This is a genomic window from Gilliamella sp. B2717 (assembly GCF_026536675.1).
GTDB classification, from domain to species: Bacteria; Pseudomonadota; Gammaproteobacteria; order Enterobacterales; family Orbaceae; genus Gilliamella; species Gilliamella apicola_I.
Window position 1 is genome coordinate 1 of record NZ_JAFNNQ010000040.1, and the last position, 22,838, is coordinate 22,838.

20 protein-coding genes and 1 tRNA gene are annotated in these 22,838 nt (G+C 37.5%); 14 read left to right on the forward strand and 7 right to left on the reverse strand.

Annotated elements, in window-relative coordinates:
• Window positions 1-228: 228 nt before the first annotated feature.
• From allD to allC, 5 genes are all read right to left on the reverse strand, one after another.
• Entirely contained in the window at window positions 229-1,278 is a 1,050-nt protein-coding gene (gene allD, locus J3U35_RS05675) for an ureidoglycolate dehydrogenase (protein ID WP_267360130.1), read from the reverse strand.
• Window positions 1,279-1,301: 23 nt separating this feature from the next.
• Window positions 1,302-2,219, reverse strand: coding sequence for a carbamate kinase (locus J3U35_RS05680; RefSeq protein ID WP_267360131.1), 918 nt, complete (start codon window positions 2,217-2,219; stop codon window positions 1,302-1,304).
• A 75-nt stretch (window positions 2,220-2,294) separates the two neighbouring features.
• On the reverse strand, window positions 2,295-3,074 hold the full coding sequence (gene allE, locus J3U35_RS05685) for a (S)-ureidoglycine aminohydrolase (RefSeq protein WP_267360132.1): 780 nt from the start codon (window positions 3,072-3,074) through the stop codon (window positions 2,295-2,297).
• 145 nt (window positions 3,075-3,219) lie between these two features.
• A complete protein-coding gene (locus J3U35_RS05690) occupies window positions 3,220-4,467 on the reverse strand; it encodes an MFS transporter (protein WP_220216985.1) in 1,248 nt (415 codons plus the stop codon).
• A gap of 11 nt (window positions 4,468-4,478) precedes the next feature.
• Entirely contained in the window at window positions 4,479-5,705 is a 1,227-nt protein-coding gene (allC, locus tag J3U35_RS05695) for an allantoate deiminase (RefSeq protein ID WP_267360133.1), read from the reverse strand.
• 532 nt (window positions 5,706-6,237) lie between these two features.
• On the opposite strand from allC, the gene fdrA reads away from it, so the two are divergent.
• The 6 genes from fdrA (at window position 6,238) to J3U35_RS05725 (ending at window position 13,865) form a co-directional block, all read left to right on the forward strand.
• Window positions 6,238-7,905 (forward strand): acyl-CoA synthetase FdrA, encoded by a 1,668-nt coding sequence (fdrA, locus tag J3U35_RS05700; protein ID WP_267360134.1) that lies wholly within the window; start codon window positions 6,238-6,240, stop codon window positions 7,903-7,905.
• Window positions 7,906-7,917: 12 nt separating this feature from the next.
• Window positions 7,918-9,174: a DUF1116 domain-containing protein gene (locus J3U35_RS05705; protein ID WP_267360135.1), complete on the forward strand. Its 1,257-nt coding sequence runs from the start codon at window positions 7,918-7,920 to the stop codon at window positions 9,172-9,174.
• A gap of 3 nt (window positions 9,175-9,177) precedes the next feature.
• Window positions 9,178-10,134: a DUF2877 domain-containing protein gene (locus tag J3U35_RS05710; RefSeq protein WP_267360136.1), complete on the forward strand. Its 957-nt coding sequence runs from the start codon at window positions 9,178-9,180 to the stop codon at window positions 10,132-10,134.
• Window positions 10,135-10,137: 3 nt separating this feature from the next.
• Window positions 10,138-11,061, forward strand: a complete 924-nt coding sequence (allS, locus tag J3U35_RS05715) for an HTH-type transcriptional activator AllS (protein WP_267360137.1) — start codon at window positions 10,138-10,140, stop codon at window positions 11,059-11,061.
• A 65-nt stretch (window positions 11,062-11,126) separates the two neighbouring features.
• Window positions 11,127-12,362, forward strand: a complete 1,236-nt coding sequence (locus J3U35_RS05720) for a pyridoxal-phosphate-dependent aminotransferase family protein (protein WP_267360138.1) — start codon at window positions 11,127-11,129, stop codon at window positions 12,360-12,362.
• Window positions 12,363-12,572: 210 nt separating this feature from the next.
• Window positions 12,573-13,865 (forward strand): MFS transporter, encoded by a 1,293-nt coding sequence (locus J3U35_RS05725; RefSeq protein WP_267360140.1) that lies wholly within the window; start codon window positions 12,573-12,575, stop codon window positions 13,863-13,865.
• Between the two features lie 368 nt (window positions 13,866-14,233).
• Here the strand turns inward: J3U35_RS05725 and fabB are convergent, their stop codons facing one another.
• On the reverse strand, window positions 14,234-15,445 hold the full coding sequence (gene fabB / locus J3U35_RS05730) for a beta-ketoacyl-ACP synthase I (protein WP_065559433.1): 1,212 nt from the start codon (window positions 15,443-15,445) through the stop codon (window positions 14,234-14,236).
• Window positions 15,446-15,747: 302 nt separating this feature from the next.
• Here fabB and J3U35_RS05735 point away from each other — a divergent pair, with 302 nt between their 5' ends.
• Together J3U35_RS05735 and J3U35_RS05740 are read left to right on the forward strand one after the other, a co-directional pair.
• Complete coding sequence (locus J3U35_RS05735) at window positions 15,748-17,013, forward strand: putative DNA modification/repair radical SAM protein (RefSeq protein WP_267360142.1); 1,266 nt, start codon at window positions 15,748-15,750, stop codon at window positions 17,011-17,013.
• Window positions 17,014-17,016: 3 nt separating this feature from the next.
• Window positions 17,017-17,820 carry a TIGR03915 family putative DNA repair protein gene (locus J3U35_RS05740; protein WP_267360144.1) on the forward strand — a complete coding sequence of 268 codons (804 nt, stop codon included), beginning with the start codon at window positions 17,017-17,019 and terminating at the stop codon, window positions 17,818-17,820.
• A 52-nt stretch (window positions 17,821-17,872) separates the two neighbouring features.
• Here J3U35_RS05740 and J3U35_RS05745 read toward each other — a convergent pair whose 3' ends face one another.
• On the reverse strand, window positions 17,873-18,631 hold the full coding sequence (locus tag J3U35_RS05745; protein WP_267360146.1) for an MlaA family lipoprotein: 759 nt from the start codon (window positions 18,629-18,631) through the stop codon (window positions 17,873-17,875).
• Window positions 18,632-18,759: 128 nt separating this feature from the next.
• Here J3U35_RS05745 and J3U35_RS05750 point away from each other — a divergent pair.
• The 6 genes from J3U35_RS05750 (at window position 18,760) to pmrA (ending at window position 22,815) form a co-directional block, all read left to right on the forward strand.
• Window positions 18,760-18,831 (forward strand) — tRNA-Arg (locus tag J3U35_RS05750).
• Window positions 18,832-19,090: 259 nt separating this feature from the next.
• The gene (locus J3U35_RS05755) at window positions 19,091-19,918 is read left to right on the forward strand and encodes an ABC transporter substrate-binding protein (protein WP_267360147.1); all 828 of its coding nucleotides are present in this window, start codon (window positions 19,091-19,093) and stop codon (window positions 19,916-19,918) included.
• 4 nt (window positions 19,919-19,922) lie between these two features.
• On the forward strand, window positions 19,923-20,648 hold the full coding sequence (locus J3U35_RS05760; RefSeq protein ID WP_267360148.1) for an amino acid ABC transporter permease: 726 nt from the start codon (window positions 19,923-19,925) through the stop codon (window positions 20,646-20,648).
• 15 nt (window positions 20,649-20,663) lie between these two features.
• Window positions 20,664-21,347 (forward strand): amino acid ABC transporter permease, encoded by a 684-nt coding sequence (locus J3U35_RS05765; RefSeq protein WP_416380687.1) that lies wholly within the window; start codon window positions 20,664-20,666, stop codon window positions 21,345-21,347.
• 143 nt (window positions 21,348-21,490) lie between these two features.
• On the forward strand, window positions 21,491-22,018 hold the full coding sequence (locus J3U35_RS05770) for an undecaprenyl-diphosphatase (protein WP_267352451.1): 528 nt from the start codon (window positions 21,491-21,493) through the stop codon (window positions 22,016-22,018).
• Window positions 22,019-22,152: 134 nt separating this feature from the next.
• Window positions 22,153-22,815, forward strand: coding sequence for a two-component system response regulator PmrA (gene pmrA, locus J3U35_RS05775; RefSeq protein ID WP_267360152.1), 663 nt, complete (start codon window positions 22,153-22,155; stop codon window positions 22,813-22,815).
• Window positions 22,816-22,838 lie beyond the last annotated feature (23 nt).

Genomic DNA, 22,838 nt, shown 5'->3' on the forward strand with positions numbered 1-22,838 from the left:
GATGAAGCAAAACGTGATGCATATGTTAGTAAGATGGACGCAAGCGAACAAGAATCAATAAAATAAGGCTTAGAACAAGAAAAAATATTAACGCTTTGCTAAAGACGAGTTCCCTGTATACACAGGGATACATCATCAACAAAATCAATAAATTCTATAATTAACTATTTTGATGCAACAATAAAAGGTTATTTTTAGCTTGTAATCACTCTTAATGATTAACCCTTTTTATTCTGCAAATTTATTTTTGTGATCGTAACGATCATAGTGAACATCATCGCTAATCAAATATTGATAAATATCATCCACAATTTCGATCCCATTTTTAATATAATCTGCTTCCCGTTTTTTTCCTCTTTCACCAGGGAAGAATACTTCACTATTGCCTTTTGCAGGTTTTACCTGTTTCAATTGATCTAACATCGCAGACATGCTTTTTTTGAATACTTCAAGCCCAACAAAGTATTCTGGGTTAATGACAATATGTAAATGCCCTAGATCACGTCCTTTGGATAAATCGGCATACATCGAAGACACGTTTTTACCAAATGGTACACCAAGCAAAATTCCAGATAACACATCAACCATCATCATTAATCCATATCCTTTTGCATCTGCAATAGGTAATAAGGCATTGACTTTATAAGGATCGGTAGTGGCTTCACCTTGCTCATCAACAGCCCAAGTAGGGGGGATTGCTGCACCTTTAGAGCGAGCATACAATACTTTACCCCAAGCTTGTACAGTCGTTGCCATATCAAATGATACGACTCTTTCATCAGCAGAAGGGGCGGCAAAGGCGATAGGATTAGTGCCAAAAAATTCTTCGGCACCGCCAAAAGGTACCGCCATCGGATCAGATTGACACATTGAGATAGCAACAAGATTATGAGCGGCTGCCATTTCAGTAAAATAACATAATGAACCACTGTGTGACATGCGTCGAATACCGACAACGGCAACGCCATTTTTTTTGGCTAGTTCAATCGCTTTATCCATACCAATTTTTGCGCCAACCAAACCACATCCATTATCAAAATCGAGAATCGCACTAGCTGGCCCGGTTTCTTTATAGGTCATATTGGGATTTGTGGTCATGCCGCCTTTGGCTATCCGCTCAGAATAGTATTCAACTCTTACCGCTCCATGTGAGTGTATTCCCCTTGCATCAGCAAAGGCTAGTGCATCGGCAGCAATATCAGCATGTTCTTTGCTTAATCCTGCTTTATGTAGTTTTTTCGCAATTAAATTATGTAATGTTTTTCGGTCTACTCTCATGTTTGTACTCCTCTGAATGGATTCTATTTATCCATGGAATGGTTTTTTATTACGGTTCCTTTTTGACCTTTTAATAAGGATTCAATATCTGTTAGGGTACCGATATAAGCTGTATTCCCTGTTTTTTCGACAAATTCAATGACGGATTTGACTTTAGGGCCAATAGCACCATCATCGATAGCAAGCGGTTTTAGGCGTTCAGTATCAACATGATCAAGTGCTTTTTGTTGTGGTGACCCCCAGTTTTCATAAACGGCATCAGCATCGGTTAATATCATTAGGTGATCAGCTTGTAGCTGTATGGCTAATTGCGCAGCAGACAGATCTTTATCAATGACCGCTTCCACTCCTTGGTAGCCATGGTCAGTGCTGATAACAGGAATACCACCACCCCCATTACAGATCACGATAGTATTGTCATTCAGCAATTTTTGAATGGTTGCAATTTCCAAAATTTTTTTGGGTTTAGGGGAGGGGACTACCCGTCGAATGTATTGACCGTCTTGTTTAAATATCCAACCATATTGTTGTTTGAGTTGATTTTGTTGTTCGGGTGGATAGACTGGCCCTATAAATTTTGTCGGGTGAGTAAACGAAGGATCATATTTATCAACTTCCACTTGCGTAAGTAACGTGACCACCTGGGTAACATTAGGTTGTTGCTGTAAACTTTGACCTATCATATATCCTAGCATGCCTTGAGTTTGCGCAACTAATATATCAAGCGGATAAGCCGGTACCTTTGAATAAGCTGCATTTTGCAAGGCTAAAAGTCCCACTTGCGGACCATTACCATGTACAATGACTAATCGATATTTACCTGCTAATTTGGCAATTAATTTGGTTGTAGAATGAATATTTTGATATTGATTCTCAACCGATAAAGGTTCATTACGTTTGGCAATTGCATTACCACCTAAAGCAATGACAATCAGTTCCATATGGTTTCCTTGATCATTTGTTAAAGTTATTGGATTTATCCGTTTTTAAGTTTACGTTGTCTTATTATCGATTGATTAGATAGCAACGTCTCGATGACAATCTTTAGAATAGATATAACTTAAAGGCACTTTACCAACGGCATAACAGGCTTGTAAGGCATAGGCACCCATAAAAATATAGTCATCTTTCTTAACGGGGATCCATTCATTATCAAGTAGGTACATCCCTTCACCACTTAGCAGATAAGCACCATGTTCTTGGACATGGGTTTCAATGTACCCATGACTGGCGCCGGGATTGAAGGTTAAAATATGGAAATTCATATCAAATCCAAGTTCTTTAGGTAATAAGTCTTGGATAAATACGTTATCCATATTTTCATAATTTAAGCTTTCTAACTGCTGAACGTGATTGGAAATAATGCGAGTTTGATAATCTGCTAAGGGGATATAACGTCTTTTGTAGAGAAATAATCGTGAACTTTCGGCATGATTGTGTAGATATAATTTTACCCCAGCAGGACAATATAAATAGCCACCAGTCTTTAATCTAAACGATTGACTATCTGCGGTGGCGGTAATATATCCACTAAGGACATAAACAAAAAGTTCAATCCCTTCGTTGCCAAAACCTTGTACATTTTTTGCGTCTTGATGCATGGTGACAAGATAATCTACGAAGGATGCACCTAACTTAGGTGTCGATAAGATAGTGATATCACAATTTTCGAATCCCGGAATGACATTTTTGACTAATCCATCAGGTGGAATAAGCGCATAATTTTGTCGTTTGATGATGGCTCTGGAAGCCAGCAAATCTTTTGGATAACCAGTATTGTGATTGAAGTACCCCATATTTATCTCCTTGAAAAATAATAATCTTATACTTTGCTGTTCGTTTTTTTTTTAGGGTAAAAGGCAACTAGCCTGTAAAACAGCATCGTTTTAAAGCAATATAGTTATTGCCGACTACCGCAATGGATCGGCAATGATTGATTTGTTAATTGGTGATATGTTTACGCATGTTGATTAGGAAAAAAAGCAGCGTAGCGATGATTAAAATGCCGATTGCCACGTAAAATCCTGTCATTTTTGTTCCGGTCAGATCAGCTAAATAACCGGTTAATGGCGGTGCAATTACCGATGAACTCATACCAAAAAAGTTAAATACTCCAAACGAAGTGCCATAATTTGTTTTCGGTGCTGTATCAGCCACGTGTGAGATGAGGATAGGCTCTACCGCCAATTTACCAAACAGTCCATAAAAAATGAGCCCACCTAGCAATAACGTGATGGTTGTTGCTTGTACGGTCGTTAACAGGGTCGCTGCTGCAATTAACTCAAGTACAATAATGAAAAACAGCCGTTTATTTTGGTATTTATCTGATATTTTACTGATGATTAACGCCCCGGGTATGGCAGCAAAGGCAACCAAAGACGATGCAGATCCAATGTTTCCACCCGTAAAGCCACGCTCGGTTTCGAGAAAGTTAGGTAACCAACTAACTATCATGTAATACCCATAGCAGGTTGCAAAATACATAATATAAGAAGCCACCATTTGACTACTAAAAAATCGGTGTTTGGCGTTCGGTTCGTCAGCGGATGTGACCGCTTCTTTTGCTGACGATGATTGACTTTGATTTTGTTTTTGTTTTGGCGTTTCCTTAATAATCAGGGCAAACCCTGCCACTAAACAAAGTAATAAGGCTGCAATGATGTATAGCATATACTCCCAAGGCATTCCCCATGATTTGACCAAAAAGCTGGTGGCAAGTAGACTGATCCCCATTCCTAATGCTGAACCAGTATTAATAATGGCAGAAGCAAAACCGCGATGTTGCGAAGGAATGTTTTCAGCAGAAAGTGACCAAGCTGATCCATAATAAGAGCCACATCCTAATCCAGCCAATAAGCTACCGACATAAATCATCATAATTGAATGTGCATTACCAATGATTAATGCCGCTATGGTAAAGAGTAAAAATCCTGGAATCACCACGGCTTTTTTACCGAATCGATCGACAAGAATGCCTGCCGGAATTTGCATTGCGGTGTAAGCAAAAAAATAGCAACTTGCAATAAGTCCAAGTTCTGTATTGGATTGAGGGCCTATAGTTTGTTGAACTTCAGGAAAGATAGCGGTTAGCACAGGGCGATAGATCCACATCACTGTCCAACCCAGACATAATAATACGACGATTTTATGCCAATATTGAATACCGCCTGTTTTTTCTGTCGTGGTCATATTGATTCCTCTTACTCTTGATAAGCTAGTTTATATAAGGCATAAGTGAGCGCTTTAATGCCTTCAACTAAATCTTCGGTTTTGGTATCTTCGGCAATATTGTGACTAATGCCTTTTATACTCGGCACAAATAGCATTGCTGTTGGAACACGAGGCGCGAAAATCTGTGAGTCATGACCTGCACCGCTATGCATTACCCGATAACTTAATCCTTCTTGATCACAAATTTCTTCTAGCAGATGAATTAATTTAGTGTCCATAGGAATGGGATCTTCATCCATCCAGCGATTGATTTCGATCTCAAGATTAAGTTGATGGGCGATTCGAATCATATCTGCTTCAATCTCTTCGGTGAAGGCGACGAGTTCCGCTTTATTGGTATGGCGACAATCCATCGTGAATAGCACTTCACCCGGCACGACGTTTACAACATTCGGTTTAGGTTCAACGTGCCCAAAAGTCAGGACTAAGGGATCACCCACTTTTATGGCTTTATTAATTGATTGATAACAGATTTGACTAAAGGCATAAACTGCGTCTTTACGATAACCCATTGGTGTTGTGCCGGCATGGTTAGCTTCGCCAATTAAGCGGATGTTATAACGGCGCTGACCAACTATGCTTGTCACCACACCGATACTTTTTTGTTCTTTTTCAAGCACGCCACCTTGTTCGATATGAATTTCTAGAAAAGCTTTAATGTCGGTGCGTGCAGGCTGAGTTTTGAAATTAAATCCACATGCTTTCATGGCATCAACAAATTTGATTCCGTCACTATCTTCAATGTCATTAACATCACGATGATCGGCAATGGCAAACACATTTTTACTTCCCCAAAAAACATACGGAAAACGGCTACCTTCTTCTTCTGCCATTGAGATGAGTTCTAGTGTTCGTAACGGTTGACCATAATGTTGATGTAAGTATTGCATGGCAAGTAACGCAGCAATAATACCAAGTTGCCCGTCAAGTTTGCCACCGTTAACAACGGTATCAACATGCGATCCAGACATAATGACTTCATCCGGATATTTGCTACCTTTGAATCGTCCATAAAGATTGCCTATTTCATCAAAGTCGCTTTCCATACCGAATTGCGTCATTCTGTCTTTTAAGGCATTTTGGGCGGTCAGCCATTCTGGTGTATATAGCAGTCGGGTGGTACCGCCTTGTTCAAGCCCGCCAAAACTTGATATCCATTTAACTGCATTAGCCACATCATCATACAAGATATTCATAAGCATTTACCTGTCATTAACCATTCTTTTAGAAAAATTGCTTTAACTCTTTTTAACTATTCGTTTTTAATTAGTTTTTTAGTTCTGGAACAAATTCGATAATTGTTTATTTGCCGTTTAGACTATCTATTAATAGCAGAGAATAATGTGATCAAACTAACTATTTTAGATTTATAAAATTTAATTAAATTAATGGGTTATTATTATAAAAAATTTTTTAATAATAATTTATCTTCATGATTATATTCATATTTATTTAATGATATAGATGATTGTTTTGTGACTTATGACCTATTTATTCCGCTTTTTTTACGTAATATATAAATATAGTCTGATAGTTAGATTTAATAGGTTAACGCAATATTGTTGTTGTAAAACAGATTCAAAGCGGATAGTAGGGTATGACTGAGTAGGATAATTTATCGCGTCAATGAAAATGTCTTTTAACATCTAGCAAGCGCATATCTATTTATTTCCAATTACCATTACAGCATTTATTACAATAATTTAATAACTGAGAGGTCCAATTCTCATGATTCAATCTTTCATAAAAAAAGGTAGTTTTCAGGATTCTGTTAGCCTCATGTTGATATCTAAAAAGCTGAGTAACCTTGAAGAAGTCGATGAAGTTTCCGTTATGATGGGAACACCAGCCAATAAATCATTGCTTGTAGCCACGGGATTTTGGAGTGATACTTTCAATCAAGCAACGCCTAATGATATCTGTGTAGCAATTAAAACGCATGATGATGCTAGCGATGCCATAGATTTAATTCGTTCACAACTTGAAGAAGCTTTAAAAAATATTGCTCAGCAACAGCAAGGGGGCAGTAAATTACTAAAAGCAAGACGTTTGGCAACCGCTAATCGAAAACTGCCTGATGCTAATTTGGTGCTTATTTCAATTGCCGGTGAATATGCAGCAGAATTGGCAGAACAAGCGTTAGATGAAAATAAAAATGTCATGATATTTTCCGATAATGTGTCGCTTGAAGATGAAATCCGTTTGAAAAAAAGCGCAGCAGCAAAAGATCTTATTGTCATGGGGCCGGATTGTGGAACGGCAATCATCGCTGGGGCGCCATTGGCATTTTCTAACGTGATACCTAAGGGTAATATTGGGGTGATTGGGGCATCGGGAACCGGCATTCAAGAAGTGATTTCACAAATTGCATTACTCAATCAGGGAATTACACAAGCAATTGGACTTGGCGGACGTGATTTATCGCAAGCAGTAGGGGGGATTAGCGCATTAACCGCATTAACTATGCTAGCGGCTGATAAGCAAACGCAAGTCATTACTTTTATTTCCAAACCGCCAGCTGAAAGTGTCCGTATAAAAGTGATTAATGCAATGAAGCAAATAGCTAAACCTATTGTGGCGCTCTTTTTAGGTTCCCGTATTGATAAACGGCAAGACGATAATATTTTTTTTGCCAGCACGTTAGATGAAGCAGCTAGATTAGCTTGTTTATTAGCCAAAGTTGAAAGTGCGATGAGCACGTTGCCTAGTGTGGATCATCAAACCATTATGGGATTATATACCGGTGGTACATTAGCATCGGAAGCCGCAATGTTGCTGGCTAATCAACTCAATCTTTTGCTCAGTGATAACCACGACAAAGGTATCATGTTCGATCAGCAAGGTCATAAAATTATCGATCTGGGCGATGACTTTTATACCGTTGGGCGCCCACATTCCATGATTGACCCATCCATACGTGAACATGCAATAGCACAATTGGGCGAGCAAACAGGGGTGGGGGTATTGTTACTGGATCTGGTCATAGGCTATGGCGCAAATGCGAATCCGGCTGAATCAATAATCTCAGGTTACAACAAGGCTATCGCTCAACGATCTTCTCATCATCCCTTAATTGCTATTGCCACGGTGACAGGATCTGAATCCGATCCACAATGTCGTAGTAAGCAAATTGCAGCACTTCAATCGGCAGGTATTACCGTAATGGATAATTTACCTGAAGCCATTTTATTAGCCACAAAATTAATTACGCCAGCAAATAAGATTGATTGCTTAAAACCTTACCCTTTACTTGATCATATCAGTGTGATTAATGCCGGTTTGCGGAGTTTTGCTGAAGATCTGCAATCATCAAATATTCCTGTGGTGCATTATCAATGGGCACCGATAGCTGGTGGCAATCAAAAATTAGCGGCTATTTTGAAAAAATTAAACTAAGAGGTTGTAACAATGAACTCATCAATTAATGAAGCAAATCAGGCCATTATTGAAATAATTAAAGTGGCAAGACCGCATTGGGTTGGTGTTATTGCTGCTAAAGAAGCGATCCCGACTTTGGCACAAGGTTACAAATTATTACATGCAGGCCCACCGATTATATGGCCGGACATGACTGGACCAATGCAAGGTGCCTGTATTGGTGCCTGTTTATTTGAAGGCTGGGCGCAAAATGAAGAACAGGCACTAGCTTTGCTAACGACAGGTAAAGTGGAATTTATACCTTGTCATTCGGTTCATGCTGTTGGCCCTATGGGTGGGATTACTTCGGCAAATATGCCTGTTGTTGTGGTTGAAAATATTACTCATGGCAACCGAGCTTACTGCAATTTGAATGAAGGTATTGGGAAAGTCATGCGTTTTGGTGCCTATGGGCAAGAGGTGTTAAATCGTCATCACTGGATGAAAACGTCATTAGCGCCGGCGCTTAATGAAGCATTAAAATTATTTGAAAAAGGAATCGACTTAACCGCACTGATGGCTCAAGCCATTTCAATGGGGGATGAGTTTCATCAACGCAATATTGCTGCATCGGCATTATTACTTCGTACCTTATCACCTAAATTAGCTCTGCTTAATCGTAGTAAAGAAGAAATGGCGAAGATTTTTGATTTTTTAAGTGTCACCGACCAATTCTTTTTGAATTTGGCCATGGCATATTGTAAATCAGTTATGGATAGCGCAGCACAGATCCAAGCCGGCACTATTATTACTGCGATGACACGTAATGGTAAAGATTTTGGCATTAAAGTCAGTGGACTGGGTGATGAATGGTTTACTGCACCCGTTAACACACCACAAGGACTTTTCTTTACCGGATACTCCCAAAAGGATGCGAACCCCGATATCGGTGATAGTGCAATTACGGAAACATTTGGTATTGGTGGGGCGGCAATGGTTGCTGCACCAGGTGTAACCCGTTTTGTTGGCGCAGGTGGCGCGGATGTTGCATATGAAGTATCAGAAGAGATGAGCGAAATCTTTTTAGAACATAATATGCAACTACAAATACCGTCTTGGAACTTTCAAGGATGTTGTATGGGATTAGATCTACGTCTGATTGTAGAAACCGGTATTACGCCCTTAATTAATACAGGAATTGCCCATAAACAAGCAGGTGTGGGTCAAATTGGTGCAGGAACGGTGCGTGCGCCGTTAGCCTGTTTTGAAAAAGCGCTTGAGGCATTAGCGATAAAATTGAAAGTGTAATTTATGAATCAGGAACTTGCAGATTGTCATCGTACCGATAAACAAGCTGAAAATCAGCAATGGCTCTCACCATTCTCTGCCGATTTTAATCGGCAGGGAGTTTGCCATACATCAAAACGTATTACGCAATCTATAAAGCCATTGCTTAAAAGTGCCCATGTACCAATTACTGTGAGTGATTTAACACTATTTAGTCTGCATGAACATACCATTAATCTGATTAATAATGCAAAGCAGCTTATCACTTTACACCGTTATGGTCACGGTTTGTCGCCAATGGGTTGGGTACTAAAAAGTGCTCAATTTGATTTAATCAAACAGACACTAACTCAACGTCATAAACCAATCGAACAATTAGCAACGGGTGACTTAATTATCGGACATATTCAAATTAGTGCAAAAACACACATCTGCTCTTTGCAATTACTTCCTTATCCGCTTACCAATTATGATAAAAATGGCGTTGCTCAATTATTCAAGCAGATCAATAATCCTACAGGATTGTTTGGCGAGTTAAGACAAAATATTACTGAAAAAAGGGCGCCTGAATTGTGCCAGTTTTGTGACAAAATTGACGCATTATTAAATGGATATTCTGATGATATTACCCCTTTTATTGGTCTAGGAGCAGGATTAACCCCCAGCTTTGATGATATTTTGATTGGCATGATTGCAGTACTATTAAGTGATCAGCGTTTTTATCGTCGATGTAACTTGTTACAACGTGCCATACTTAAGCTTGATCTGGATTCTTTAACGACAACTATTAGTGCGACTTTTTTACGTCATGCCCTGCAAGGAAGATTTTCATTACAAGTACTGCAAGTTATAACCGCACTCAATCAACAAAAATATCAACATCGATCTTTGGCTGAGATATCAAATTATGGTCATACTTCAGGGGCTGATCTGTTGCTTGGTATTTGGCTTGGTATCGATCGTTTTGTCATAAGGGATTGAAGTATGTTAGATACAGAAACCATGCGCACTTTTACTAAAGTTGTTGAGTGTAACAGTTTTTCTAAAGCCGCAAAGTTATTATATAAAACCCCAGCCGCAATTAGCTATCGAATAAAATCATTAGAAGCTGAACTCAACACTCAGCTATTTGAACGAACCACTCGAACCGTTTCACTTACGCTTGCCGGTCAACACCTTTATGAGCACTGTAGTCAGTGGTTATTATGGTTAAATTCAATGCCCGAAGAGTTACAACAAATTCGTGATGGCGTTGAACGTAGAGTCAATTTAACCATTAATAACCTATTATATGACAGCGACGCTATTACAGAACTGCTAGATTATCTACTGGAAAAATTTCCTTTTACCCATTTTACGTTTAATCGCCAAGTTTATATGGGGGTGTGGGATTCATTGTTACATGGAGAATGTCATCTTGCTATTGGGGCAACAGGCACGGAATCACTGGATAATATGATTAATATCTTCCCATTAGGCGAAATAACTTGGGCATTTGTAGCAGCTAAGCATCATCCTATCACTCGTATAGATACTCCTTTATCAAATGATGCACTGCGTAAATATCCTGCAATCAATGTTGAAGACACCTCTATTCACATGAATAAACGTGTGGCATGGTTATTGCCAAGTCAGACCGAAATCATCGTACCGGATATTTCAACTAAATTGGCTTGTCATTTAAAAGGGCTTGGTATTGGATTTTTGCCTCGCTCTTTGTGTCAACCCTATTTGGAGACGGGGGAATTAATTGAATGCAAAGTGATTAATGAACGCAAACCCTCACCACTTTCGTTAGCATGGAAAAAATCGAATATGGGTAAAGTGATGAATGAAATCGTCAATTTGTTTAAATATCATCATCCTATTGCGCTACGTTTTTTAAAAAATATTGATAAAAAAAGGTAATCCAATTCGTTCTTAAAGTAGACATTGTTAATTAACAAATTTGATATTAATAAAGGAAAAATAATATGTTAGACCTAGATAAGTATGATCAAATTAATCCGCCAATGCGTTTACTCATGGGACCGGGGCCAATTAATGCCGATCCAAGAGTGACCCGTGCTATGGCTGCGCCATTAATTGGTCAATTTGATCCAGTTATGACGGATTATATGAATCAAACAATGGCACTGTATCGAGATATTTTCAAAACCACCAATGAGCAAACTTTTGTGATTGATGGCACAGCACGAGCAGGAATTGAAGCGGTCTTAATCTCAACTATTCGTCCGGGTGATAAAGTTTTGGTACCGGTTTTTGGTCGGTTTGGATTATTGCTATGCGAAATTGCCCATCGTTGTCGAGCACAAGTCCACACGATTGAAGTACCATGGGGTGAAGTGTTTGATCCTAATGTGATTGAAGATGCGATCAAAAAAGTGAAACCGAGATTATTACTTTGTGTTCAGGGCGATACTTCGACAACGTTACTTCAACCGCTTGATAAAATCGGTGAAATTTGTCGCCGACATGGTGTGTTGTCGTATGTTGATGCGACTGCTTCAATCGTCGGTAATACTTTGGAAGTGGATAAATGGCAACTCGATGGGGTATCAGTCAGTTTACAAAAATGTTTAAGTGGCCCACCGGGTGTTGCACCATTAACCTTAAGCCCGGCAATGGTCGACGTTATTCAAGCTCGCAAATGCGTTGAATTAGGCATTCGTGCAGAGGGTGATACCAGTGGTAATGACGAAATCATCTATTCTAACTATTTTGACATCGATATGATCATCCGCTATTGGGGGGCGGAACGCATTAATCATCATACAGAAGCTACTTCGATGCTTTACGCCGCAAGAGAGTGTGCCCGTATTGTATTACAAGAAGGACTAGATAATGTCGTTGAACGTCATCGTATTAATGGCGAGGCAATGGTCGCAGGTTTGCAAGCGATGGGGCTTAAACTTTTTGGCGATCTTAAATACAAAATGAATAATGTGGTTGGGGTTATGCGTCCTGAAAATATCGACGACCAACAAGTTCGTAACCTAATGCTGAATGATTTCGGTATCGAAATAGGGGCATCTTTTGGCCCACTTAAAGGGAATGTTTGGCGCATTGGCACAATGGGATATAACGCCAGAAAACAGTGTGTTTTACAAACCTTGACCGCATTTGAAGCCGTGTTAAACCGTCTTGGCTTTAAAACCATACAAGGTGCTGGTCTTCAAGCTGCCTGGAACATTTATCAAAATTCGTAATATATCGTCATCGTTATAAAGCTCACTAAGGTGAGCTGATCTTATGACTATTAAAAGTATTAGATACACCATTTATATCGAAAAGTAAGTTAGTTGTTATTGGTTGCAATAAAAGCAGATTATCAAATTAGCGTCTAAAAGCGTTGTGATTCGTTGCTCATTGATTTGAGTGATGGAGGACAATAGCCTAATTATACTTAAGGAAATGCTATGAGTATCTTAACAAATAATAAGCCGACATCGGGATATCATCCTAAAAAGTGGAAAGGTCGTTATAGTGTCCTGTTGTTATTATGGTCTGCTTGGTTAGTATCATTTCTCGATCGAATGGTGATGAATGTATCGCTTCCCTTTATAGGTGACGATTTAGGGTTGGATAAAATAGAACAAGCATCAATTATCAGTGCTTTTTTTATTGGTTATGCCCTTTTTCAAATACCGGGCGGGTATTTATCCGATAGATTTGGATCCCGTAAAGTCATGGCATTCGCCATCGTTTGGTGGTCAGTTTTTACTTTTTTCACAGGTTTAATCTATATTCTGCCTTTAATGTTATTAGTCAGATTTCTGTTTGGTCTAGGAGAAGGCGGGTTTCCTGCTTCATCATGGAAAACCATTGCCACTTATTTTCCTACTAAAGAACGAGGTCGAGCCACTGCGATTCAATCTTCTGTCAATACATTAGGGCCTGCTATTTCGGTCATCGTTGCGGTGACAATTATCGAATGGTTAGGTTGGCGTGCCGTTTTCATTCTGTTGAGCCTGCCCGGATTAGTATTAGGTTATCTTATCTACCGTTTGATACAGAATCATCCTGCTGAAAATCCCTTAATCAAGCCTGAAGAACTGCATGAACTACAAGAATGCAATGACAATTTTAATCCCCCTAATCATAACGTCAATTTGCGCAATAATAGCCAGTCGCTAGCGGATGTGTTGAAAATGCCTTTATTATGGAAGCTGTCGCTAATTTGGTTTTTATTTGATATTACTTTTTGGGGATTTACGACTTGGTTACCCAGTTATTTACTGGAAGCAAGAGGATTATCGTTATCCAAAACTGGGATATGGGCCGCTATCCCATTTTTATTTGGTGCAGTAGGTACCTTGATCGGTGGCTATCTTGCCGATAAATTTGTACAACGACTCAAAATTATTTATGGTGTTACCGCAATCTTATCTGCTAGTTTTTTATTTCTTATGTTTAACGTTGAAAATCTTGATGCAGCCATTGCTTTTCAATGTATTTCAGCGTTGTTTATGTTTATTGCCTTTGCTATTTTTTGGGGAATGTTAATGCAACTTATTCCAACGGTCATTATGGGTAAAGCTTCCAGTATCGTTAATTTTGGCGGACAAGTTGCCGGAATCATTTCACCCTTTATCATCGGTTTTTTAATTGAAAAATCAGATGGTGGATACCAAAGTGGTTTTTTATTTATGGTGCTATCACTGATTGCATCGGCAATTTTAACGCTATTCATTCAAAAAATAACACGTTAAAAAAGTAGAGCAATGCTCTGCTTTTTGTTATTGCTATTCAATTAATTAATATGGTTGCCATAAGGTTTGATTAAACAAGTGGAATAAAAATAGTCAGAATAACTAAGAAGAAATCTATACGATTAACCTAATCGAAAAAGTAAAATTATTTTATTTTCTCTAAAAATCATCGTATTGTAAAAGAGATAAAAGTATCTGCGAGATTTATTGATTACAATTTGATTCAAAAAAAGTCAGGTTAAAGTCACGCATTAATTAGTTAACCAATGAAAATAGGATAATTATAAAAGGAATGTTAGCGATATTTTTGAACGTGAATAAAAAAACCGTTCCAAAGAGAACGGTTTTTATTTAACTAAAACACTAGACTAAGCTTTATATTTTTTCATGACAATTGAAGCATTAGTCCCACCAAATCCAAAGCTATTCGACATGACTGTCGTTAATTCACGCTCGGTTGGTTCAGTGATAATGTTCATGCCAATAGCGGCTTCATCCAGTTCATCAATGTTAATACTTGGCGTAATAAAGCCATGTTCTAACATTAATAATGAATAAATTAATTCTTGTGCACCTGTCGCACTTAACGAGTGACCCGTCATTGATTTAGTGGATGAAATCGCCGGGATATTATCACCAAATACTTGCTTGATAGCCCATAGCTCTTTAACGTCACCAACAGGAGTTGAGGTACCGTGTGTATTGATATAATCAACAGGCACATCTAAATCTTGGATCGCAAGTTGCATACAACGCATTGCACCTTCACCAGATGGGGCTACCATGTCATAACCGTCAGATGTAGCAGCATAACCAACCAGTTCACCGTAGATATGGGCACCACGAGCAAGCGCATGCTCTAACTCTTCAACTACAACCATACCAGCACCGCCGGCAATCACAAATCCATCACGGTTGGCATCATAAGCACGAGATGCTTTTTCAGGTGTATCATTGTATTTAGTTGATAACGCACCCATTGCATCAAATTCACATGACATTTCCCAACAAAGTTCTTCACCACCACCAGCAAAAACAATATCTTGTTTACCGAGTTGAATCAGTTCAGCAGCATGACCAATACAGTGTACAGACGTTGCACAAGCTGACGTCATAGAATAGCTAATCCCTTTGATTTTAAATGGTGTTGCTAAACAAGCTGAAATGGCTGATGACATTGATTTTGTCACCGCATAAGGCCCCACGCCACGTAATCCCTTTTCTTTCATACCTGCAACGACGTTATATTGAGTTTTGGTTGAACCACCATAGCCCGCAATTAAACCAGTTCGAGGATTTGAGACTTGTTCAGGAGTCAATTTTGCATCGTCAATAGCTTGTTGTAGAGCAAGATAACCATAGATAGAAGCATCATTCATAAAGCGCACGATTTTGCGATCGATAAGCCCTGTAGTATCTAATTTAACATTACCGCAAACATGGCTTCGCATTCCGCTATCTTTCATTTCTTGAGAAAAAGTGATTCCACTACGACCCACTTTTAATGATTCTAAAACCTCTTTAGTATTGTTCCCAATACTCGAAAGAATACCTAATCCGGTAATAACAACTCGTTTCATGTAATATTCTGCTCCTAAATTAACTGGCTTCATAAGAAAAATTGATGTGATTATAGCGTACACTTGTAAGCTGAACAATACCTAACGAAGCTATTTTATTTATAATATTAAATCGAGTAATTTCGAAAGTAAAAAATATATCAATTATCCTTTAAATTATATTAATTATTATGTTTTATTAACAATAAACCTCATACTTTGTTAAGTACCTAAAATTACACTTTTCTGATTGTTTATTTACTTGCTAATTAAAAAGTGATTAGTATAATACTGTTTGTTTATACAGTATAAGGGGGTTAGCAATGAATGAAAAGATGATATCAAAGCTTGAAATATTAGCTGAATCAGCAAAGTATGATATTTCTTGTGCTTCAAGTGGCTCATCTCGAACTAATAAAAATAAAGGGATTGGCAGTGCGCATCGTTGTGGAATATGTCATTCATTCACTGCTGATGGGCGTTGTGTCTCTTTGCTTAAAATCATGTTAACCAACTATTGCATGTTTGATTGTGCTTATTGTATAAATCGCCAAAGCAATGATATTCCCAGAGCTGGATTTACGCCTAAAGAATTAGCTGATTTAACCATTGAATTTTATCGTCGTAACTATATTGAAGGACTTTTCTTAAGTTCTGGCATTGTCAGAAGCCCTGATCATACGATGGAAAAAATGATTAGAGTGGTAAAAATATTACGTAATGAACATGGATTTAATGGCTATATCCACATGAAAGCCATTCCTGGTGCCAGTAATGATCTTATTGTTCAGGCTGGTTTGTTGGTTGATCGAATGAGTGTGAACTTAGAGATCCCGACAGAAAAAAATCTAAAGTTATTAGCGCCCGATAAAGATCATCAAAGCATTTATCAACCAATGCGCCATATTCATCAAAACTTACTTGAAAACATAGAAGATCGAAAAAAAATTAAATCTACGCCAAAATTTGTACCAGCAGGGCAGAGCACTCAAGTCATTATTGGGGCGACAGATGAGACAGACAGCCAGATTTTACAACTAACGGCTAAACTCTATAAACGACCAAGCATGAAGCGTGTTTATTATTCAGGGTTTATTCCTGTTAATGGTTATGATAAAAGATTACCCGTATTGCAAGAAGTACCAAGAGTGCGAGAAAATCGCCTTTATCAAGCTGATTGGTTATTACGATTCTACGATTTTAGTGTCGACGAAATTGTCAATGATCAATATCCTGATCTTGATTTAACTGTTGATCCTAAACTGGCGTGGGCTATTCGAAATCCCCAATTCTTTCCGGTAGATATAAACCGTGATAGTTATCAAAAAATTTTACGGGTACCGGGTATTGGTGTTAAATCGGCAAAATTAATTGTTTTAGCAAGGCGACATCGTAAATTAAATTTAGAAGCTTTAAAACGAATAGGCGTTGTTCTAAAAAGAGCCCAATTTTTTATTATTTGCCATGAAATGCGAAAATTTAAATTATTAGACTCATCCGAGCAGTATATTCGGCTTTCTTTGCAAGAAAAACCGTTGATTGAAGTCAAAAATGATAATATTCCTCAGCAATTAGTGATGGGTTGGTAAATCATGTTAGCTTTTCAATATGATAAAAGTTTTGAAGGATTGCTATGCGCAGTGTTTGATGCGTTTGAGCAAAAAAAGATGCCCGATTGTTTGTTGGCGCATAATGATCTTGTGCCTTTGTTAGTACCCGATACGCATCATGTGGAAGTACGTAATAGTAAATATGAACGGGTTCAAGTAGCTTTGAATAAAAAGTTATCTCACGTTGCGCTTAATCAATTAAAGTATGTTTGGCTTTCTGAATTACCAGAAAGTGATTTCATTATTTTTCGTTATATCTGTAAAGTTTTCAAATCAAAGCATCCTATTGAAACGGATTTTGGTGATCCTGATGTACTAACCGTTCACGACATTGCTAAAAAAGTAAGTCGGGAACGGCATCATTTAATGCAATTTGTTCGTTTCAATACTATTGAAAACCCAATTGATAACACAAATGACGGACAAAATGAAAAGATCTATTTTTCGGTTATTGCTCCTATCTATAACGCATTGCCTTTAGTCTTAGATTTTTTTAAAGATCGTTATGCCGATCAGAAATGGGCGATTTATGATGAAAAACGTAAATATGGCTACTTTTATGATCTCGACAAACTTGAAAAAATTTCACTTGTTGATCATGAGGAGTTGATCGTAGATAACAAAGTCAATCAACGGTTTTTAACGAAAGATGAACAACTATTTCAAACCCTATGGCATCGTTACTTTAATGCTTTATCTATCAAAGAAAGAGAAAATCCTAAATTACAACGTCAACAGATGCCAAAACGGTTTTGGCACAATTTACCTGAAATGAAAGGCAAATAAAAAACCGCTATTGAAGCAGCGGTTTTTTATCTATAAATCATGATAAAACAAGTTATTGTGAATCGATATCATTAATAAAACTATTGATGCTTTCTTCACGTTGTTGCTGTTTCTTTTCATCGACTTTACCGCCAGAAGCAATAAAATCATTTCGTTGGAAATAAGCATTACGCATAAAGTTATAAGGATCGTCACTGTTTTTAATCAGATCTTCGTATTCAATCGCCACCGCACGAGCCTCAATACCGTCGAACACGCCTCGTACTAATGCCCATTTCCAATTTAACCAAGCTAAAGGTGGATAAAGCGTATCAACTAAGGCACCGCCTTCCTCTCTAAGCGTTGCTGAACCATAGAAAGGTAAAACCACATATGGACCATACGGTACGTCGTAGTGACCAAGCACATCACCAAAAGTATGCCTATTGCCTTTTTGTAATTGTGGGTCAGCTAAACTGGCAACATCAAATAATCCTGCAACACCAAAAACAGTGTTTAAAAAGAATCGTGCTAAGTGTTTTCCGGCTTGGTGGACATTTCCTTGTAAAAGATTATTCACCATCGAAGCAGGTTCAGAAAGGTTAGAAGAAAAGTTCACGACACCTTTACGAAGTGGTGTTGGTACATAATCTTTCCAAACGACAGCAGCTGGACGCAAAACATACGGATCTAATGCATAATAGTTAACATTAAACATTGCTTTATTGAATCCAGATAAAGGATCACTGTATGAATTGCTTTCAGGATCATATGAAGCGCAACTTGTTAGCGCCATAACAGAGAACAGCATACCAATTATTCTTTTTTTCATAGGATTTTCAACTAAACAAAATTCAGATTATTGATTTTTTAATTGTATCATGTTTACACATAATACAAAATTTTTCATTATTTAAATGGTATTATTTTTTTAAATTTATTAAAATGGGCGCCCCCGATGACCTCATAGTTAAATGGATATAACGAGCCCCTCCTAAGGGCTAGTTGCAGGTTCGATTCCTGCTGGGGTCGAATGATAATATATATTCCAGTCATACATAAATATAAATCATAGTCTAAAGAATATACCATTTTCAATCTTAGAATTTTTTGAGATACAAAAAAATTATCTGAATCTTGTGCATAATTTTCCTTAATTGACTTAACCACTACACTAAGACATTTTTAAATATAACTTTAAGTTATAAGCATCTAAATAATCGTTATTTATCCCCCCAATACTTTATTGATAAACTTAAAACCCTATTAAGTCCAAAGGGGGATAATAACAATGAAATTTTTTACTAAGTCACTGTCGGTAGCTGCATTAATCGGTTCATTATTGGTCGCAAGTTCGGTTTATGCTGATCGTCTTGATGATATCGAAAAAAAAGGGGTAATTAAAATTGCGGTATTTGATAGTAATCCACCCTTTGGATTTGTTGATGAAAAATCGCATAATATTGTTGGGTTAGATGTGGATTATGCCAATCAAATCGGTAAAGCTTTAAAGGTAAAGGTTGAACTTGTACCGACTAACCCTGCCAATCGTATACCATTATTAACTTCACAAAAAGCCGATTTAATTGTGGCTAATTTCACCGTAACTGAGGAGCGTGCCAAAGCGGTTGATTTTAGTTTGCCTTATTTTGCTACCGGACAAAAATTTGTGGCAAAAAAAGGGGTATTAACATCACCGGATGATTTGAAAAATCTTCGTATTGGAGCTGATAAAGGGACAGTAATGGAAATTACTCTACGTGAAAAATATCCTACCGCTAAAGTAATTTCGTATGATGATACGCCGTTTGCGTTTGCCGCTTTACGTAATGGGGTGGTGCAAGCTATTACGCAAGATGATGCTAAATTAATTGGTTTACTTGCCAACGTACCCGAAGAGCAACGTGCTATTTTTGAAATCTCACCCTTTAGTATTACCCAAGAATATCAAGCGGTTGGCATTCCTAAAGGCGAAACTCGTTTAAAAGATAAAGTGAATCAAATCTTGTTAAATCTTGAAACAGACGGTGAAGCGGTGACGATTTATAATCGTTGGTTTGGACCCGAAACGACGTCAGCAATGCCTCGTGGTGATTTTAAAATCGGTAAAGGTCAATAAATAGATGTTTGAGCAATTACTTGAACCACGATATTTGTGGTGGTTGTGGGACGGTTTTTTAGTGACGCTTGCGATTTCGTTATTCACCATAATATTGTCAACTGTGCTGGGTTTTTTGTTAGTGATTGCTCAACAAAGCCATATCAAAATCATAAAAGGTTTGGTGACATTCTATAATGCAATTTTTCGTTATTCGCCTTTACTGCCTCAACTGTTTTTTTGGTATTTTGGTGTCGGTAATTTATTACCAATTGAATTTAAAGTGTGGTTATTTAATGAACCCCAAATTCAACTCTTTTTTTTAACGTTAAAAATGCCTTCTTTTGAGTTTATTATTGGTTTGATTGCTTTAACGTTTTACTCCAGTGCTTTTATTGCTGAAGAGTTTCGGGCTGGTATTTTAGGTGTGGCGAAGGGACAACAACAAGCGTCTTTAGCGTTGGGGTTAACGTGGTGGCAAACTATGCGGTTTATCATTTTACCACAAAGTGTGCGCATCGCTTTTCCGCCATTAATTGGGCAATATATGAATATTATCAAAAATTCATCATTAACCATGGCTATTGGCGTGCTTGAACTTTCTTATGTTTCTCGGCAAGTCGAAACGGAATCCTTAAAGACGTTTCAAGATTTTGCTATTGCAACCTTGTTATATATTTTAGCCATTGTAATAGTAGGAACGGTTGGCAATATTTATCAAGCAAGTCGGTTGCAAATAAGTAAAGGTTAGTCAGTTATGGATCTTATGGGATTTGCTGTTATTTGGAATAATCTGGGTTACCTGATGTGGGGTAACTTTCCTGGTGGCATGTTTTTAACGTTATTAATGAGTGTTGTTGCAATTGTTTTTTCAACTATTTTAGGCATAGTAGCCGGTGTTGGTTTAACCGTGCTAAAAGGGGGAGTGCGTCAGTTACTCATCACGCTTCTTGCTTTTTTGCGAGCAATTCCAGTCATTATGTTAATTTTTTGGACTTATTTTCTATTACCCGTGATTTTTAATGTCGATGTACCGGCTGTTGCTACCGTGATCTTTGCTTTATCATTAATTGGAGCAGCTTATATTGGGCATTCTGTTCATGCCGGTATGAATGCAGTTGGTAAAGCTCAGTGGCAAGCGGCTTATTCATTGGGGCTGAATAAAGCGCAAGTGATTATCGCAATTATTTTACCACAAGCATTAAAGATGATGTTGCCGTCGTTTATTAATCAGTGGGTTTCACTCATTAAAGATACTTCCTTGGCCTACATTGTTGGTGTTGCCGAGTTTACCTTTGTGGCAACACAAATTAATAATCGTAGTATGGTTTATCCGACTGAGATTTTTTTATTTGTCATTGTGGTTTATTTTTTCATTTGTTGGTTGCTTGATATTACGGTTTCATTTTTGGCAAGATGTTGGTTGCATTATGGCATCGACCACAAATAAACATGTCTAACTTTTCAGTATTTAAATTAAACCCGTATAACGATAAGTCACTCATGTAAAATAGATTAAAGGGGTTATTAAGGTTTTTTTAAGGTTAATAGGTTACATTTTTGATATGAATAATTCAGTCTGTTCAACTTTTGATGTGGTATGATATTAATACTAAACTCTTTTTATTGATTAATGCTTCTGATCAAGCATCAAAATCTTTTATCTATTTTGCAATCTTTTGTGCTAATTATTTAATGTTTTTTCCAATTATCATGTTAGCTGGCTATTGGTTTTTGAAGCCCGATTATCGACAATCGATTGTTAAAATTATGGTTAGTTTAGTGTTAGCGCTATTGATTTCTTTTGTGATACGTCATCTATTTTATTCGCCTCGCCCTTTTGCGCTTGATGTTGGAACCCATTATCTGTATCACGAAACCAATAGTTCGTTGCCAAGCCAACATGCTGTTTTTGTATGGACACTGTTTTTTTCGATTTTTTTCAATACAAAGCAGCAAGTTAAAAAATTATATTATTGCTGTTTTATTGTTGCGTTATTGGTTTGTTGGAGCCGAATTTATTTAGGTATTCATTGGCCTTTAGATATTATTATCAGTTTTATTGTCAGTCTTTTATCGGCTTATTTTGTGTCTAAATCTTGGGTTGCTTTTCTTAAATGATTGAGTGTATTAATCGTTAATTCAATAAAGTTGAGTCAATAAATCCAGTAATTGAATTTTTTCGATATCACTATTTTTACGTTAATTAAGGAACATTTAATATGAATGTCCAATCGACAATAGGATAACATTTAATGAAAATACTTATTGTTGAAGATGATAGCCTTCTTCAAAAAGGACTCTATGATGGCATTACTTCTAACGGTTATGTGTGTGAAGTGGCATCTAATGGTAAACAAGCTGAGCAGTTTATTCAATTTGGTCAATTTAGTCTGATAATATTGGATCTGGGTTTACCTGATTGTGACGGTTTAGATTTGCTAACGCGTTGGCGTAAAAAACAGATAGATACCCCAGTGCTTATTTTAACCGCTCGAGATACCATTGAAGATCGAGTTGAAGGATTAGATCATGGTGCCGATGATTATCTTATTAAACCTTTTGCTTTAACTGAACTTTTAGCCAGAGTGAGAGCCTTAATTCGCCGTAATCAAGGCACTGCTGATAATCTTATTTGCTTTGGTTCAATTACCATTGATATTAAGCAACAAATTGTCACTCAACATCAGCGTGAAGTAACATTGACGCCTAAAGAGTTTATTGTTCTTTCTCGACTGATGTTAAAAGCCGGCGAAAAAGTACACCGTGATTTATTGCAAAATGATCTATATGATTGGCAAAGTGATCCAAGTTCTAATGTGCTTGAGGTTTATATTCATGGATTACGAACTAAATTAGGTAAAAGTTTAATCAAAACTGTACGGGGCTATGGTTATCAACTCAATAGCGACCATTAAATTATTATTTTTCTTTATTGAAT

Coding starts and splice junctions, on each gene's coding strand:
- J3U35_RS05710 (WP_267360136.1), top strand. CDS start 9,178: ATGAATCAGGAACTTGCAGATTGTCATCGTACCGATAAACAAGCTGAA.
- J3U35_RS05765 (WP_416380687.1), top strand. CDS start 20,664: ATGGGATTTGCTGTTATTTGGAATAATCTGGGTTACCTGATGTGGGGT.
- J3U35_RS05770 (WP_267352451.1), top strand. CDS start 21,491: ATGTGGTATGATATTAATACTAAACTCTTTTTATTGATTAATGCTTCT.
- fabB (WP_065559433.1), bottom strand. CDS start 15,445: ATGAAACGAGTTGTTATTACCGGATTAGGTATTCTTTCGAGTATTGGG.
- J3U35_RS05720 (WP_267360138.1), top strand. CDS start 11,127: ATGTTAGACCTAGATAAGTATGATCAAATTAATCCGCCAATGCGTTTA.
- pmrA (WP_267360152.1), top strand. CDS start 22,153: ATGAAAATACTTATTGTTGAAGATGATAGCCTTCTTCAAAAAGGACTC.
- J3U35_RS05755 (WP_267360147.1), top strand. CDS start 19,091: ATGAAATTTTTTACTAAGTCACTGTCGGTAGCTGCATTAATCGGTTCA.
- J3U35_RS05680 (WP_267360131.1), bottom strand. CDS start 2,219: ATGGAACTGATTGTCATTGCTTTAGGTGGTAATGCAATTGCCAAACGT.
- J3U35_RS05745 (WP_267360146.1), bottom strand. CDS start 18,631: ATGAAAAAAAGAATAATTGGTATGCTGTTCTCTGTTATGGCGCTAACA.
- fdrA (WP_267360134.1), top strand. CDS start 6,238: ATGATTCAATCTTTCATAAAAAAAGGTAGTTTTCAGGATTCTGTTAGC.
- J3U35_RS05740 (WP_267360144.1), top strand. CDS start 17,017: ATGTTAGCTTTTCAATATGATAAAAGTTTTGAAGGATTGCTATGCGCA.
- J3U35_RS05690 (WP_220216985.1), bottom strand. CDS start 4,467: ATGACCACGACAGAAAAAACAGGCGGTATTCAATATTGGCATAAAATC.
- J3U35_RS05760 (WP_267360148.1), top strand. CDS start 19,923: ATGTTTGAGCAATTACTTGAACCACGATATTTGTGGTGGTTGTGGGAC.
- allC (WP_267360133.1), bottom strand. CDS start 5,705: ATGAATATCTTGTATGATGATGTGGCTAATGCAGTTAAATGGATATCA.
- allE (WP_267360132.1), bottom strand. CDS start 3,074: ATGGGGTACTTCAATCACAATACTGGTTATCCAAAAGATTTGCTGGCT.
- J3U35_RS05705 (WP_267360135.1), top strand. CDS start 7,918: ATGAACTCATCAATTAATGAAGCAAATCAGGCCATTATTGAAATAATT.
- allD (WP_267360130.1), bottom strand. CDS start 1,278: ATGAGAGTAGACCGAAAAACATTACATAATTTAATTGCGAAAAAACTA.
- allS (WP_267360137.1), top strand. CDS start 10,138: ATGTTAGATACAGAAACCATGCGCACTTTTACTAAAGTTGTTGAGTGT.
- J3U35_RS05725 (WP_267360140.1), top strand. CDS start 12,573: ATGAGTATCTTAACAAATAATAAGCCGACATCGGGATATCATCCTAAA.
- J3U35_RS05735 (WP_267360142.1), top strand. CDS start 15,748: ATGAATGAAAAGATGATATCAAAGCTTGAAATATTAGCTGAATCAGCA.